General features: G+C 51.4%; 14 protein-coding genes. 5 read left to right on the top strand and 9 right to left on the bottom strand.

The genetic code is table 11. The features are described 5' to 3' along the window. The first annotated feature begins 35 nt into the window (after positions 1–35). Positions 36–1,502 (top strand): 23S rRNA (uracil(1939)-C(5))-methyltransferase RlmD, encoded by a 1,467-nt coding sequence (rlmD, locus tag B156_RS0109760; RefSeq protein ID WP_026260733.1) that lies wholly within the window; start codon positions 36–38, stop codon positions 1,500–1,502. A 54-nt stretch (positions 1,503–1,556) separates the two neighbouring features. Here rlmD and B156_RS0109755 read toward each other — a convergent pair whose 3' ends face one another. From B156_RS0109755 to B156_RS0109710, 9 genes are all read right to left on the bottom strand, one after another. Beyond that, the gene (locus B156_RS0109755) at positions 1,557–2,564 is read right to left on the bottom strand and encodes a ComEA family DNA-binding protein (protein WP_018619505.1); all 1,008 of its coding nucleotides are present in this window, start codon (positions 2,562–2,564) and stop codon (positions 1,557–1,559) included. 86 nt (positions 2,565–2,650) lie between these two features. Further along, complete coding sequence (locus tag B156_RS0109750; protein ID WP_018619504.1) at positions 2,651–3,235, bottom strand: phosphatase PAP2 family protein; 585 nt, start codon at positions 3,233–3,235, stop codon at positions 2,651–2,653. Positions 3,236–3,593: 358 nt separating this feature from the next. Continuing rightward, the gene (locus B156_RS0109740) at positions 3,594–4,526 is read right to left on the bottom strand and encodes a sugar phosphate isomerase/epimerase family protein (RefSeq protein ID WP_018619502.1); all 933 of its coding nucleotides are present in this window, start codon (positions 4,524–4,526) and stop codon (positions 3,594–3,596) included. A 46-nt stretch (positions 4,527–4,572) separates the two neighbouring features. Then, on the bottom strand, positions 4,573–5,325 hold the full coding sequence (gene deoC, locus B156_RS0109735; protein ID WP_018619501.1) for a deoxyribose-phosphate aldolase: 753 nt from the start codon (positions 5,323–5,325) through the stop codon (positions 4,573–4,575). A 117-nt stretch (positions 5,326–5,442) separates the two neighbouring features. Continuing rightward, complete coding sequence (locus B156_RS0109730) at positions 5,443–5,673, bottom strand: LuxR C-terminal-related transcriptional regulator (protein WP_018619500.1); 231 nt, start codon at positions 5,671–5,673, stop codon at positions 5,443–5,445. A 111-nt stretch (positions 5,674–5,784) separates the two neighbouring features. Continuing rightward, positions 5,785–6,762, bottom strand: coding sequence for a tryptophan--tRNA ligase (gene trpS, locus B156_RS0109725; protein ID WP_018619499.1), 978 nt, complete (start codon positions 6,760–6,762; stop codon positions 5,785–5,787). Between the two features lie 134 nt (positions 6,763–6,896). Continuing rightward, positions 6,897–9,167, bottom strand: a complete 2,271-nt coding sequence (locus B156_RS0109720; RefSeq protein WP_018619498.1) for an NADP-dependent malic enzyme — start codon at positions 9,165–9,167, stop codon at positions 6,897–6,899. A 75-nt stretch (positions 9,168–9,242) separates the two neighbouring features. Then, positions 9,243–10,247: a hypothetical protein gene (locus tag B156_RS0109715; RefSeq protein WP_157626983.1), complete on the bottom strand. Its 1,005-nt coding sequence runs from the start codon at positions 10,245–10,247 to the stop codon at positions 9,243–9,245. A 71-nt stretch (positions 10,248–10,318) separates the two neighbouring features. Then, the gene (locus tag B156_RS0109710) at positions 10,319–10,735 is read right to left on the bottom strand and encodes a hotdog fold thioesterase (RefSeq protein ID WP_018619496.1); all 417 of its coding nucleotides are present in this window, start codon (positions 10,733–10,735) and stop codon (positions 10,319–10,321) included. A 164-nt stretch (positions 10,736–10,899) separates the two neighbouring features. Here B156_RS0109710 and B156_RS0109705 point away from each other — a divergent pair, with 164 nt between their 5' ends. From B156_RS0109705 to B156_RS0109690, 4 genes are all read left to right on the top strand, one after another. Beyond that, positions 10,900–11,535: a histidine phosphatase family protein gene (locus B156_RS0109705; RefSeq protein WP_026260732.1), complete on the top strand. Its 636-nt coding sequence runs from the start codon at positions 10,900–10,902 to the stop codon at positions 11,533–11,535. Positions 11,536–11,684: 149 nt separating this feature from the next. Then, positions 11,685–12,752, top strand: a complete 1,068-nt coding sequence (locus B156_RS0109700; protein WP_018619494.1) for a sensor histidine kinase — start codon at positions 11,685–11,687, stop codon at positions 12,750–12,752. A 119-nt stretch (positions 12,753–12,871) separates the two neighbouring features. Continuing rightward, positions 12,872–13,606 carry a LytR/AlgR family response regulator transcription factor gene (locus tag B156_RS0109695; RefSeq protein WP_018619493.1) on the top strand — a complete coding sequence of 245 codons (735 nt, stop codon included), beginning with the start codon at positions 12,872–12,874 and terminating at the stop codon, positions 13,604–13,606. A gap of 86 nt (positions 13,607–13,692) precedes the next feature. Continuing rightward, positions 13,693–14,490 carry a DUF3298 and DUF4163 domain-containing protein gene (locus B156_RS0109690; RefSeq protein ID WP_018619492.1) on the top strand — a complete coding sequence of 266 codons (798 nt, stop codon included), beginning with the start codon at positions 13,693–13,695 and terminating at the stop codon, positions 14,488–14,490. Positions 14,491–14,514 lie beyond the last annotated feature (24 nt).

Below are 14,514 nucleotides of genomic sequence, written 5' to 3'. Positions count from 1 at the left end.
CGGATGCTTAAATTAGCAGTTTTTTAGGGAATTACATGAGCCGACGATACCATAAAAAGAACCAGTCCCAGAACCCTGTCCGGATGGAAGGTGTCCGCATCGATGCGGTAGCCGCCGAAGGAAAATGTATTGTGCGAACCGACGAAGGGATAATTTTTGTCGAAAACCCAACTGGTGGACCGGGCGTGGCCCCCGGTGATGTGGTGGATTTGCGGATTACCGGTAAGAAAAAACAGTATCGGGAGGCCGTTGCCGAACAAATTCATGACTGGTCGACCATACGGGCCGAGCCGTTTTGTGAACATTTTGGTACCTGTGGCGGCTGCAAATGGCAGCATATTCAATACCCCGAACAACTGAGCTTCAAGCATCAGCAGGTAGTCGACCATCTGACGCGTATCGGTAAAGTGGCTCTCCCCACTATCCGGCCTATTCTGCCCGCTCACCCCACGCGGTATTACCGGAACAAACTCGAATTTACCTGCGCCGAAGGCCGTTGGATGACCCAGCAGGAAGTCCGCAGTGGTCAACTCATCGACCAGCGGGCGGTGGGGTTTCACGTTCCCGGTCGGTTCGATAAAGTGCTGCCTATCCATCATTGCTACCTCCAGCCCGACCCGTCCAATGCCATCCGGCTGGCCGTATCGGACTATGTTTTTGCGAACGATATGACGCTGTACAACCTGAAAACTCACACCGGTTTTCTGCGTACGCTCATCATTCGCACTGCCGATACTACGCAGCAGGTGATGGTAACGTTGCAGGTGGCCTACGACCAACCCGACTGGCTGAATGGCCTGCTGGAACACCTGCAAACGAACTTCCCGCAGATTACCTCACTGAACTATATTCTGAACAGCAAGAAGAATGACAGTTATCAGGACCAGGAAGTGATCAACTGGGCGGGTAAACCGTACATTGAAGAGCAAATGAATGAGGCCGACGGACCGCCGTTAACGTTTCGGATTGGCCCGAAATCATTTTACCAGACCAACGCCCAGCAGGCCCACAATCTTTACAAAATTACCCGTGACTGGGCCGGATTGACGGGGAACGAACGGGTGTATGACCTGTATACCGGTACCGGAACCATTGCGCTGTTCGTGGCCCGACGGGCCAAGGAAGTAATTGGGGTGGAGTACGTTGAAGCCTCGGTGGCCGATGCCCGCATCAACGCCCAGGTGAACGGAATTACGAATGCATCCTTTGTGGCCGGCGATATGCGCGATATTCTGACGGATAGTTTTTTTGACCAGCATGGTCGCCCGGAGGTTGTCATTACCGATCCACCCCGCGCCGGTATGGACGAAGCCGTTACGCGCCAGCTGCTCAAAGCGGCTCCCGACCGGATTGTATACGTCAGTTGCAACACTGCCACGCAGGCCCGTGACCTGGGCATTCTGGACGAAGGGTATTCGGTGCAGAATGTGCAGCCGGTGGATATGTTTCCGCACACCCACCATGTGGAGAATGTGGTGCTGTTAAAAAGCCGGAAGTCATAGCGTCCTTCCGTCAGGGAGAGAATTAATTCTCTCCCTGACGGAAGGACGCTATGACTAAAATTCCAGATAGGGTGCAATTTTCTCGATGGTTTTGGCATCCAGAATTCGAATGGGTTTGAGCGATTCGGCGGACGTGTAAGCCCCGTGCTGCTCCCGGTAATTAACGATAATCTGCGCCTGCCGACGCGATAGAAACGGGTGTTTGTCCAGTTGCTCTGCTGTGGCCGTATTAACCGAAATCTTACGCACGGCAGACTGTATTTTGCCAAACTTCTCCAATTCGCCGAGCGCCAGCGAATCCAGTCCGTAAATGTCGCGGAACTGCTCCGTAGTGATGAAGCCACCAAGGGCATCGCGAAACTTCACGATCCGCCCGGCTAGCGTCGCCCCAATCCCTTTCAGGGCAATCAACTGGGCAGTGTCGGCGGTGTTGATATCGAAGGGCTGGATTACCGGTTTGGCGGGACGTTCCGCGTAAGCGGGTCGTTCGGGAAATGGCTTTCGTTCGCCGGGTTTGTAGGGTTCTCCGGCACTGGCTTTCGTATCCCCAAATCGCTCCGACGGATACTGGCCGTTGCGGGGCGCTTCTTTCAGCGAAATATAGGGTTCAAGCTGGTCGTAGAGGTCGGGCGGGAAGTCATAGATGCGCAGCAGGTCTTCTTTTTTCCGAAACTGCCCGCCTTTGCCGCGGTACTTGTCAATGCGTTCGGCCAGCCACTTTGGTAACCCCAGTTGTTGTAATCCGGCTACACTCACCGTGTTCGGATCAAAATTGAACAGTTTGGGCTCATTGAACCGTTCGGCGGTGGTCTTGTCTTTCTCCGGGCGACTGCCAAATTGGGGTTGGCGGGCTTCTTCGGCCTGCATCAGCGATACCAGGCTATCGAGTTTACGCTGGTCGGTAGCACTGGTGTCAATTGGATTCCGGTCGCTTACAAACCGGTACAAAAAGGGAATGAACAGGCAGAGTACGGTCAGGAAAATCAGCACGGTGAACCCCAGGCTCTCTTTGTGCGAAAAACCGAAGTAATCCCGAATCAGCGACTGAAACCGGTTGAACATGAACAGTTGGATAGGGTAGTACGGAAGGTTCTGTACGAACGGCAAGCTAACTCGCGAAACGCTATCAAACAATCTTTTGCAGTAGCTTAGTCGACAAGACGATTGTCAGGGGTGACAAAACGATTCTGCCACCCCTGCATGATAAGGACGCATAGAAACGCCGACAAGACACCCAGGCCCGTACCGGCCAGCACATCGAGCGGGTAATGGGCTGCCACGTAAATCCGGCTGTACGATACAACAGCCGCCCACAGGAATACCCATTTGAAGAGTGGGTATTGTTTGCCCAACAGCAGCCAGAGTGTAGTGGCCAGCGCAAATGTGGTGGAGGCATGGGAAGACACGAAACTGTACAGACCCCCGCATTCCAGTACCGGATGAATCAGTTTTTGCAGGGCCAGTTCGTGGCATGGGCGCAGGCGGTGGGTCAAGGGTTTGAGCACCGACGAAGCGAGTTGGTCAGCCACGGCAACAGCGGCTGCAATGGTCAGTATCTGGGCAATGGCTTGTTTCCGAAAGCGGTACACCAGCCACCCGATGAGCAGAGCATAAAATGGAAACCAGTTGTTGCGCTCCGTCACCCAAAGCATAATCGGGTCGAGCCAGGGGGTGTAGCGGCCATTGAGCCACAGAAAAAGAGCGGTGTCTAGTTGATTGAGGGTTTCAATCATAGTATAAAATTGGCTCAAGTAGCTACAGACAGTTACTATTGTCCTTGTCGTATCATGAATTCACTACATTACACCATTCAGCGACTACGTAGATTAGCATGAATACCACCAGAATAGTCCGTGAGAATGTACTCCCCGCGCTGGCCTATTGGACTATTGGCCTGATAGGAAATTACTGGATTAGCGGTGTGTTGCTCATCGTCTTGTTTTCTCCTGTTCACTGCTTGGTACTGTTGATTCTGGCTATCACGATGCCCCAAAAACGGCCTTATTGGTTAGCATTTATCGGTGTTTGCTTGGTGACGGGAATCGGTTTTGCTATACTACTATACCTTAGCGATATATCAGACTGATTCAATCAAGACAGCACCAGAAATTGGCTTAGGTAATTACGGGCGGTCAGGATGGCCGTTTTTACATCGTCCGGGCTGCCTTCAAACGCTTTATCCTCTACCTCAATGCAAACGGGACCCCGGTAGCGCACATCGGTCAGAGCGGCAAAGAAATCGCGCCAGCGCACATCACCCAGGCCGGGTAATTTGGGTGAATGGTATTCCAGGGGATTCGCCATAATGCCCACCCGATTTAGCTTGTCTCGGTACAGTTTCACGTCTTTCAGATGAATGTGGTGCAGGCGGTCGCGGTAGTCGTAAATGGGTTTTACCTCATCCATCATTTGCCAGATCAGGTGGCTGGGGTCATAGTTCAGTCCCAGAATAGGAGAGGGGATAATCTCGAACATCCGGTCCCAGATGGCGGGCGTAGTTGCCAGGTTTTTGCCGCCCGGCCACTCATCGTCGGTGAACCACATCGGGCAATTTTCGATACCGATCTTTACGTTACACTCCTCGGCAACGTTCACAATACCGGGCCAGTGTTCAGCATACTGTTTCAGGTTGTCGGTGATGCTTAACGATGGATTGCGGCCAATGAACGTAGTAACGACGGGAGCCGGATTGCCGGGTCGTGCCAGCTTCGCAGCCGCCCGAATAACTTTTTTCAGGTGCTCCCGATAAAACTCTGCCTGTTCGGGATTCGGGTCTAGTGGATTAGGGTAATAGCCCAGGCCCGAAATAGAAACCCCGTAAAGGTTTGTCAGGTCGTGAATTTGCTCTACGTCCAGATTATCCACGTCGATATGTGTAACACCGGCATACCGACGCGAATCGGCGTTACTGGTTGGCCAACACATCACTTCAACGCATTTGAAGGAATGCTCGGAAGCGAATTTTAATACACCATTGAGGTCATAATCGGCTAGGATAGCCGAAACAAAGCCGAGATTGAGCATTAGGCGAATCGATCAGTTAGGCCGTAAAACTACGCATAAGGCTCGATTAATACCCGTCGACTTCAGGGATAGGTTCGTTGGAGGTGCTTACTCCAAACCGACGGTAAGCTTCTTCCATGATGGCGGCCGTTGACGAGGTACCTACCCGCGAAACGCCCATTTCCCGTACCAGCAATAGTTCATCGAGGGTACGGATACCGCCGGATGCTTTCACCTGAACACCCGGCCCTACATGAGCGAGCATCAGTTGCAGGTCTTCCACCGTAGCTCCGTCATAATCGTATTTATTATCTGTACCTTTCACGAAGCCAAAGCCGGTTGAGGTTTTCACAAACTCAACTCCTATTTCAGTACAGAGTTGACAGAGTTTGATTTTGCGGGCATTGTCGGGCAGGAAGTCGTTCTCGAAAATTACTTTCAACAGGGCCCCACGCTCACGGCACACGGTATGAACCAACTGGATTTCCGCCCGTACGTAGGCCCAGTCGTCACTCAATACTTTACCAATATTAATTACCATGTCAATTTCAACCGCACCATCCTGGCAAGCCTGTTCGGCTTCGGCCACTTTGATGCGGGTGGCGCTATTCCCATGAGGAAAGCCAATGACCGTTCCAACCCGGATAGTGGAACCCGCCAGAAATTCGGTGGTGGTACGGACAGCATAGGGTTTAACACAAATCGATGCTACATCGTAGGCAAGAACTAACTCGCAGCCTGCCCTCAGTTCGGTGTCGGTAAGCGTCGGGTGCAGCAGCGCGTGGTCAATCATGTTGGCAATCTCACTAATTAGGGGCATGTTCGTTACGTGAATAAAAAAGGCTTATTCACGTAACGAACCATGTCGATAGCGTATTGACTAACGAGCCGGAATACTTGCGGGAAGATGAATGGCTATGTCGATTAGAGGGCGGGGTTACGCCACCAATCCCGACCGTAACGCCCAAAGAACCAGCCCCACCCGGCTTTTGATGTTGAAACGGTCGAACAAGGCTTCCCGATAGCCGTCTACCGTGCGGGGGCTAACGCACATGCGGTCGGCAATCTGGACGTAGGTTAATTCGGAGCAGGCTAACTGCAAAAAGTGAAGTTCACGGGGCTTCAACCGAACAACGTTAAGGCTTTGCGGATAGGGTAGGTTACTCATTGTTTATGGGTGGTTTATTTAGTTGACTATACGTTTCATTAGTCGAATGAAAGTACATAAATGAAAACACCCACTCCAAATCAATTTAGCTAACGGTAATTTTCCTGCCCGTTAATTAAATCCCATCACGTCCCGTACCCGCGTAATGGTTCGCCCTGCCACGGCGCGGGCCTTTTCTTCCCCTGCCCGAAGCTCGGTTTCCAGCGCATCAGGATTCTCAATTGTGTAGTAATCAAAGCGTTCGCGCTCGGTGGCAAACTGCGCCAGTATGAGTTCATAGAATGCCTTTTTGGCCATGCCGTAGCCGTAATTACCTCCTTCGTACAAAGCCCGCATCTCGGCAATCTGCGCGTCGGAGGCCAGTAATGAATACAACTGAAAGGTAATATCAGTGTCTGGATTCTTCGGGTCTTCTAGCGGGGTGGAGTCCGATTTGATTTTTTTAATCACTTTCCACAATTCATTTTCGGGCAGGAAAATGTCGATGTAGTTATTGTACGACTTGCTCATTTTTGCCCCGTCGATACCCGGAATGGTCATGAGCCGGTCGTCGATGCGGGGCTCCGGGAGAACGAAAATATCGGCGTTGTATTGATGGTTAACGGCACTGGCAATGTCACGCGTCATTTCGATGTGTTGCCGCTGGTCTTTCCCAACGGGAATAATCTCGGCATCGTACAGCAAAATATCAGCCGCCTGCAATACCGGGTATACGAATAAACCCGCGTTGACCACCGATAGCGACCTATCCGACTTTTCCTTGAATGATGTGGCATTGTTCAGCATTGGAAAAGGCGTGAAGCAACTCAGGTGCCAGGCCAGTTCCGTATGTTCAGCCACCCGCGACTGCCGCCAGAAGGTGTTTTTCTGCGTGTCCAGCCCAAAAGCCAGCCAGGTTGCCGCCACCGCTTTCGTAAACTCCCGACGCATAGGGCCATCCTTAATGGTGGTGAGCGAATGGAGGTCGGCAATGAATAAAAAAGACTCGTTATCCGGAAGTCTGGATAACTCAATAGCGGGCTTGATAGCCCCCAGAATATTGCCCAGATGCGGCCTGCCGCTGGACTGGATACCGGTTAAGATTCTCATAGTCAATGATGAATGATGAATCGGGGCCGCCCGTGCGGATGAGTGATGAAATCCTTCCGGTTTCATCAGCACGCATTAGCGATTTCATCTGCACGGGCGGCCCCGATTCACCATTTATAATTTATCATTAAAATTTATTTCCCCTGCGCTTCGACCACCGCAATGGCGACCATGTTGACGATTTCGCGTTCTGATGAACCTAGCTGCAATACATACACCGGCCTGCGAATGCCCAGCAAAATGGGGCCAATGGTATCGAAACCGGCGGCTTCACTCATGAGGTTGTAGGCAATGTTTGCCGCCGACAGATTGGGGAAAATGAGCGTGTTAGCCCCTTCGCCCACTAGCTTGCTGAACGGGTGATTCTGCTGGAGCAGTTCGGTATTGAACGCCAGGTGAGCCTGAATCTCGCCGTCTACAATCATGTCCGGGTGTTTCTGCTGCAAAATTTCGACGGCCCGGTTCATTTTTTCGGCATCGTCGCCCTGGGCACTGCCGAAGTTGGAGTACGTAACCAGCGCGATGCGGGGCTTGATGTTGAACCGTTCTACCGTTTGGGCAGTCAGTTCAGTTATCTCGACAATCTCCTCGGCAGTAGGGTTGAAATTGACCGTCGTATCGGAGAAAAACAGGGGTCCTCGTTTGGTGAGCAGAATATACATCCCAGCCACTTTTTTAACGCCCGGTTCTTTGCCAATGATTTGCAGAGCCGGCCGAATGGTATCGGGGTAGCTGCGCGTAAGGCCGGAAATCAAGGCATCGGCTTCACCCGTTTCCACCATCATTGCCCCGAAGTAGTTCCGGATGTACATCAGTTTCCGGGCTTCGGTCATGTTTACCCCTTTGCGTTTACGCCGGTCGAAATACAAGTTGGTAAATCGATCAATCAGAGGCTGCTGTTCGGGCGCGCGCAGGTCAATAATCTGGACATTATGCCCCAAATCAAGGTTGTTTTCCTTGATAAGCTGTTCAATTTTGTCCCGTTCGCCCAGGAGGATGGGGAACGCAATACCTTCATCCCGAACCTGTTGGGCAGCTTTCAAAACTTTCAGGTTTTCGGCATCGGCAAACACCACCCGCTTTGGATTGGCTTTGGCTTTGGTCAGAATAACCCGCGATATCTGGTTGTCCTGCCCCAGTCGGCGGGCCAGTTGCTGCTCATACGCTTCCCAGTCATTGATGGGTAACCGCGCCACCCCCGATTCCATGGCGGCTCTCGCCACCGCCGGGGCCACCGTGATAAGCAAACGCGGGTCAACGGGTTTGGGCAGAATGTAAGTTCGCCCAAAGAGCATATTCGACTCACCGTAGGCCAGGTTAACCAGGTCCGGGACGGGTTTCTTCGCTAAATCGGCCAGGGCATACGTAGCCGCCAGCTTCATGGCTTCGTTGATTTCGGTAGCCCGAACGTCCAGTGCTCCCCGGAAAATGTAAGGGAATCCAAGCACGTTGTTGACCTGGTTCGGGTAGTCCGAACGGCCCGTTGCCATGATGATATCGGGCCGGGCGGCCATGGCATCGTCGTAACTGATTTCCGGGTTCGGATTGGCCATCGCGAATACAATTGCATCAGGGGCCATCAGCCGAATCATATCCTGACTCACGATATTCCCTTTCGACAAACCAACGAATACATCTGCTCCGGCAAAGGCATCATTCAGGGAGGTAATAGCCCGACTGGTAGCAAAGGGACGCATCATCTCATCCAGGTCAGTACGATTGGTGGTAAGAGGGCCGTTTACATCGAACATCACCATGTTTTCCCGCTTCGCACCCAGGGCTACGTACTGGCGGGCACAGGAAATAGCGGCCGCGCCAGCACCCAGAATAACGAACTGAGCCATTTCCATTTTTTTATGGACCAGTTCCAGCGCGTTTAGCAGAGCCGCTCCGCTCACAATGGCCGTGCCGTGCTGGTCGTCGTGCATGACCGGAATGTTCATTTGCTGCTTGAGCCGCTCCTCAATCTCGAAGCATTCGGGCGCTTTAATGTCCTCTAAATTGACACCACCAAAGGTGGGTTCCAGAATCTTGACCGTACGCACAAACTCGTCGATGTCAGTGGTGTCCAGCTCCAGGTCGAATACGTCAATGTCGGAATAAATCTTGAAGAGCAATCCTTTTCCTTCCATCACGGGCTTGCTGGCGCCCGGACCAATATTACCCAGTCCGAGTACGGCCGTTCCGTTACTGATAACGGCTACCAGATTGCCCTTGGCGGTGTATTTGAAGGCGTCATCCGGGTTGGCTTCAATGGCCAGACAGGGTTCAGCCACCCCCGGCGAATAGGCCAGCGAGAGGTCGCGCTGGGTGCTGTATTCCTTGCTGGGAATGACTTCGAGTTTGCCGGGACGACCCTTGGCGTGATAATCTAGGGCATCTTCACGCCGGATTTTCTGAATCATAGATAGGAAGTTACGGACGAGTTGTTACCAGTAACCGGACTGCGAAGGTACGGAAAAAGTTAGCGGACCAATTCGTTAACTCGCCTGAATCAGCAACTGTTGCTGCTCCGTCCAGACCCAGCACGTGCCGCATAACACCAGCAGCATACCATAGAAAAGTAGCCATCTGTAGGGGCGGGTGCGGGTTGGTTCGTAGACTGGCTGCGTGGTACTTAGGTTGATGTCATTTCCCTGACGAATGCCAAACACCTCTATCCGTTTGTAATCAAAGTATTTATCACCAACTGTAAGCGGCTCGGTTTCGAGTAGTTTCTTCTGGATATCGCTCTCCCGCAGCAGCAGCGTTACGGGTCGGTTCGGGCGGATATACCGGAGCAGAAACCGGATGTCCTGATCAAAATCCTGCCGACTGGCATAAAACCAGTGGTCGGACCAACGGTTGAGCCGAAACGAAACACCTTTGAAATTACTTTTCGCTTCCACTGCCCGTACTTCGTCAAGCAGCGCAGTAAATGGCCCTAGCGGAGCAGGGTTCTTCCCCGATGGATTGTGCGCCACGAAACCAAACACAATGCTGGTAATGATTAGTAGTGCCATCCCACTCAGAAACCACCGGAACTGCATTCGCTCAGTTTGGGTGATGACCCGGCGGTAGGGCACTGGCCGGGCATCCTGCGTCAACTGGGCTTTCAGGTAAGGATAGTCCCGGAACACGTTGGAGCGAAGCATAAACCAGTTGGTCGGCATGTACAGCGTTAGCTCATCAAATGCCGACGCCCGGTCAAACTGGCGTCGCTCATTGTACGATGTGATGGCGCTGTACGGGTAATGAGTAGCCCGGCTTCCCCATTTTTTTACGGTAAAGCCCGTTTCACTCAGTTCAATTGAAACAGTTTGCGGCTTCATCTCGAGCAGAACAATAGCCCCTACAAAGCCGATGCCCAACACCCAGAAAATGGGTAGAACCGATAGGTCGGGGTAGCGCGCACCACTGAGCGCGATGCCGGCAGGAATAACAAACAGCGACAGAAACAGGAGCAGGAACCCCAGCGTTTGCCACAGTATACGGGTGCGGCTCATTATAAACACGCTTTTTTGCTGATACACCATTGACGAAACTATGTTTTGTATAACAGGTCGAACGGATTAACTCATCGACTGATAATCGCAATTGTCAACCGGCTCACGCACACCAGCTTACCACCTTCGTCCGTAATTCGAATGTCCCAAATCTGGGTAGTGCGGCCCGTATGAATAGGTGTGCAGCGACCGTATACCCAGCCTTCGCGAACGGAGCGGATATGGTTGGCATTAATTTCAAGCCCCACCGCACTTTGTTTTTCCGGGTCGTCCAGCATCATCCAGGAAGCCACACTGCCCAGTGTTTCGGCCAGTACCACCGATGCGCCACCGTGCAGAATACCGAATGGCTGCCGCGTGCGATTATCGACGGGCATTCGGGCAACCAGGTAGCCTTCTCCAGCCTCCATGAACTCAATTCCGAGGTGCTTACCCAAAGAATCGGTATGAATAAAATCAAGCGCATTTAGGTCGAATCCAGCTTTCATTGTCTTTCGTGGTTTGGGTACCAACGTTCCGGTTTGAGCTGATAAACGGGTTGCCGACTTACGTTAACACCGAAACTTGGCCCTTGAAACAGGTTAGTACACCGTTTTTATGTAATTTTAAGGGCCAATTTTGGGAAAATTTATCGGTTAGCAAAGGAATAGGTTTGATACAAAAAACAATATACCTGATTCGCCACGGCGAAACGGATTACAACCGGCGGGGAGTAGTGCAGGGAAGCGGGGTTGATTCAGACCTCAATGATATGGGGCGGGCGCAGGCACAAGCCTTTTTTGAGACCTACCAGCATGTACCCTTCAGTAAGATTTATATTTCGGGATTGAAACGTACGTACCAGACTGTCCAGCCATTCCTTGACCTGAACATACCGTACGAAAAGCTGACCGGGCTGAACGAAATTTGCTGGGGCGTGATGGAAGGTAAAATTCCCGGTAATCTGGATAATGAATATTACCGGGACCTGATCGAAGCCTGGTCGTCGGGAAACACCGCTCAAACAACGGATCAGGGAGAAAGCCCCGACGAGGTGGCCGCCCGGCAAAAAGCCGCCATGGAGGTTATTCTCTCGCATCTGGAAGAAGAAACCGTTCTGGTAGCCATGCACGGTCGCGCCATGCGTGTTTTGCTCTGCTGGCTTACAAACAGGCCTTTATCGGATATGGATCAGTTCGAGCACAGTAATTTATGCCTGTACAAAATCTGCTACCAGTACGAGTCATCCCAGTTTACTATTGAACAGGCCAATGATACGGCTCACCTGCTGTCACTGGCACTGATGTAGCAACCCGTTGTACAATTGATTACCAGTCAACAGGCACATATGTCCGGTAATACCGCTATATATCCATTCATTGATGGGATGAACTACTTTGCCTGCCGAAGCCCGTATATTCGTTTAATTCCTGCTGGTAGGTAACCGGGAAAAGGTTTATGGCAAAGCAGAAAATATATTGGTTCTGTCAGATCTTCGGCTGGTCGCTCCTTCTTGCGGTGGAGTATCTGGGCTATTTGTTTGAGGACGGCTTTGACGTTGACGTGCTTTACCTGGCCATTGCCAATATTTTTCTGGGAATTACCTTAACCCACCTCTACCGATTAATGATTCGTCGGTGGAACTGGGTACGGCTTCCCTTCTTTCAGATAGCACCCCGCGTGCTGCTTTCCATTCTGGTGCTGGCCCTGATTATGACGATGGTCAACATGCCCATCGATAAGATTATTGTACCGCAGCACCTGGTTGGCGAACCCTTTCTGTTTTTTGGCTACATATTGAACTGGGGTAAAAGTATGCTGACCTGGGTGCTGACCTACACCGTTTATCATTATGTAGAGCAGAATAGAAACGCCGAAATTGAGAAGATACTCCTTAAAACCAGCATCCGCGAAACAGAAGCCAAAGTGCTGCGCTCCCAGTTAAATCCCCATTTTGTATTCAACGCGCTGAACAGCATTCGGGCACTCGTGCATGAAAACCCCGTTAAGGCACAGCAAAGTATTACACAACTGTCCAATTTACTACGAAACTCGCTGCTGGCCGACCGGCGAAAAACGGTTGAATTACGGGAAGAAATTAAAACCGTAGAAGACTACCTGGCCCTGGAAAAGGTCCGGTATGAAGACCGGCTAACCTCGCGTATCAATATCGACGGTCGAACCCTGTTCTGGCAGGTTCCCCCCATGATGCTGCAAACGCTGGTCGAAAATGCCATCAAGCACGGAGTGTCCACCGCCATTGGGGGAGGATTCGTGGAAGTGCATACCAGCATCAGCTCCGATAAATTACACATCGTTATCCGGAATACCGGCGTGCTGGGCGACAAAGAAGCATCGGGCGGCTTCGGACTGGCCAACACCGCCCAGCGGCTCGAACTGCTCTACGGCCCGGATGCCCGGTTTGATATTTTTCAGGAAGACGAGGCTATCGTATGTGCCGATATATTGATACCCGCCCAATCGGAGGGCATGTTCCGAAAATCAGCCAGTAAGTCGGTCAGTTAAAGTTGACCAGTAGCCAGTACTGGCGCGTCATCACCAACGACTGATTAACTCACTAACTAACTGACCAATTCTCTGACCCACCAACTGATAAACTAATTAACTGACCAACTACCTTCTACATGAAAACCCTTATTATTGATGATGAACGCCTGGCCCGTAATGAACTACGTCGGCTACTCGAAAATTTCCCAAAAATTCAGATTATTGGTGAAGCGGCCAATGCCGATGAAGCGCTGGCCATGATTGATGAACTGGAGCCGGAACTGCTGTTTCTGGATATTCAGATGCCGGGAAAAAACGGCTTTGAGCTGCTACAGTCTATCGAAGGCAAAACCCCCGAAGTAATTTTTACAACGGCTTTTGATGAGTACGCCATCAAAGCCTTCGAGTTCAACGCACTCGATTACCTGCTCAAACCCATCGAACTGGCCCGCCTGTCCGAAGCCATTCACCGGGTAGAGGAAGAACAGCACGTTCCCGAAAATGCGGGGTCATCTTTAGGAACTTCCTCAAAGGTTTTGGGCGAAAATGATCAGGTTTTCGTGAAGGACGGGGAAAAATGCTGGTTCGTCAAACTGGGCAAGGTTCGGCTGTTTGAATCCATGGGCAATTACGTCCGACTATATTTTGATGATCAAAAACCACTGGTACTAAAGTCGTTGAATGCCCTTGAAGACCGGCTCAACCCCAGCACTTTTTTCCGGGCCAACCGCAAGCATATCATCAATCTGCAATGGATTGACAAGATTGAACCCTGGTTCAGCGGGGGGCTGCTGGTGACGTTACGCGGGGGCGACAAGATTGAAATTAGTCGGCGGCAGGCTATTCGGTTCAAAGATTTGTTAAGTTTGTAACGAAGGATAATCGGATGGAATTGGGTATTTAGCCAGTCGTCAACTCGTTTATACCTGACTTCCTCTTATTACTCTATTTTATCGTTATGAAGTGCTGTTTTGTGCCGATCTTTTTCGGTTTAGTGAGTTTTTTGTCAGCCTGTCAGTTAACGCAATCGGGTCCTCCATCTTTACGACGACAACAATATACCTTTGGCGGAGCAACGCGTTGCGATAGCGCCAGCAATACCGGCGTCGATGTATCCGTATCCTACCTTTTATTAGAGGATGATACCGAAGGGACCCGAAAAATTAATGATAGTCTCCACCTGATAGCTGTCGGTAGCCTGACGGGCTGGCTCGATAGTACAACGGTGGCCACTAATCCGGATGCGAAAACCAATCTGAACAAGGCTGCTTCCCTGTTTGCGCTGGATTATGAAGCGGTGCGGAAAGATATGGGAAGCCTGAGCGGCTGCTGGCAACTGGAAACCAGGGTCGATACCGTTCATTCAAGCGCGAAAGCCCTGACCGTAAAAGTCGAAACGTACGCCTATACGGGTGGTGCTCATCCCAACTCAGGCCTGAGTTTTTATACATTTGACCGAAAAACGGGGCGGATGCTGACGCTGGACGATATGGTTGATGATACTACGGCCCTGCTCGGCCTAGTAGAACAAGCCTTCCGGCAACAGCAGAAAATAAAGCCGAATGCTAACCTGGAAGAAGAAGGATATTTTCTGCGCGAGGGTCATTTCTTTTTACCCGACAACGTTGGTACGACCCGAAATGGCCTTATTTTCTATTACAATCCGTACGAAATAGCTGCTTACGCGGTGGGGCCGGTTCAGGTCACGATTCCGTACGAAAAACTAAATGGTATTCTGCGTGAGCAGTGGCTGTAAACAGAATTTTGCCGGGCGCAACTT

Source organism: Spirosoma luteum DSM 19990 (assembly GCF_000374065.1).
GTDB lineage: Bacteria > Bacteroidota > Bacteroidia > Cytophagales > Spirosomataceae > Spirosoma > Spirosoma luteum.
The sequence above is the reverse complement of the archived record's forward strand: the minus strand, read 5'-3'. Positions and strand labels throughout refer to the sequence as shown.

What these genes read in the sequence shown, in the direction of transcription:
- rlmD (WP_026260733.1), top strand. Translation starts at nt 36, where the DNA reads ATGAGCCGACGATACCATAAAAAGAACCAGTCCCAGAACCCTGTCCGG.
- B156_RS0109755 (WP_018619505.1), bottom strand. Translation starts at nt 2,564, where the DNA reads ATGTTCAACCGGTTTCAGTCGCTGATTCGGGATTACTTCGGTTTTTCG.
- B156_RS0109750 (WP_018619504.1), bottom strand. Translation starts at nt 3,235, where the DNA reads ATGATTGAAACCCTCAATCAACTAGACACCGCTCTTTTTCTGTGGCTC.
- B156_RS0109740 (WP_018619502.1), bottom strand. Translation starts at nt 4,526, where the DNA reads ATGCTCAATCTCGGCTTTGTTTCGGCTATCCTAGCCGATTATGACCTC.
- deoC (WP_018619501.1), bottom strand. Translation starts at nt 5,325, where the DNA reads ATGCCCCTAATTAGTGAGATTGCCAACATGATTGACCACGCGCTGCTG.
- B156_RS0109730 (WP_018619500.1), bottom strand. Translation starts at nt 5,673, where the DNA reads ATGAGTAACCTACCCTATCCGCAAAGCCTTAACGTTGTTCGGTTGAAG.
- trpS (WP_018619499.1), bottom strand. Translation starts at nt 6,762, where the DNA reads ATGAGAATCTTAACCGGTATCCAGTCCAGCGGCAGGCCGCATCTGGGC.
- B156_RS0109720 (WP_018619498.1), bottom strand. Translation starts at nt 9,167, where the DNA reads ATGATTCAGAAAATCCGGCGTGAAGATGCCCTAGATTATCACGCCAAG.
- B156_RS0109715 (WP_157626983.1), bottom strand. Translation starts at nt 10,247, where the DNA reads ATGAGCCGCACCCGTATACTGTGGCAAACGCTGGGGTTCCTGCTCCTG.
- B156_RS0109710 (WP_018619496.1), bottom strand. Translation starts at nt 10,735, where the DNA reads ATGAAAGCTGGATTCGACCTAAATGCGCTTGATTTTATTCATACCGAT.
- B156_RS0109700 (WP_018619494.1), top strand. Translation starts at nt 11,685, where the DNA reads ATGGCAAAGCAGAAAATATATTGGTTCTGTCAGATCTTCGGCTGGTCG.
- B156_RS0109695 (WP_018619493.1), top strand. Translation starts at nt 12,872, where the DNA reads ATGAAAACCCTTATTATTGATGATGAACGCCTGGCCCGTAATGAACTA.
- B156_RS0109690 (WP_018619492.1), top strand. Translation starts at nt 13,693, where the DNA reads ATGAAGTGCTGTTTTGTGCCGATCTTTTTCGGTTTAGTGAGTTTTTTG.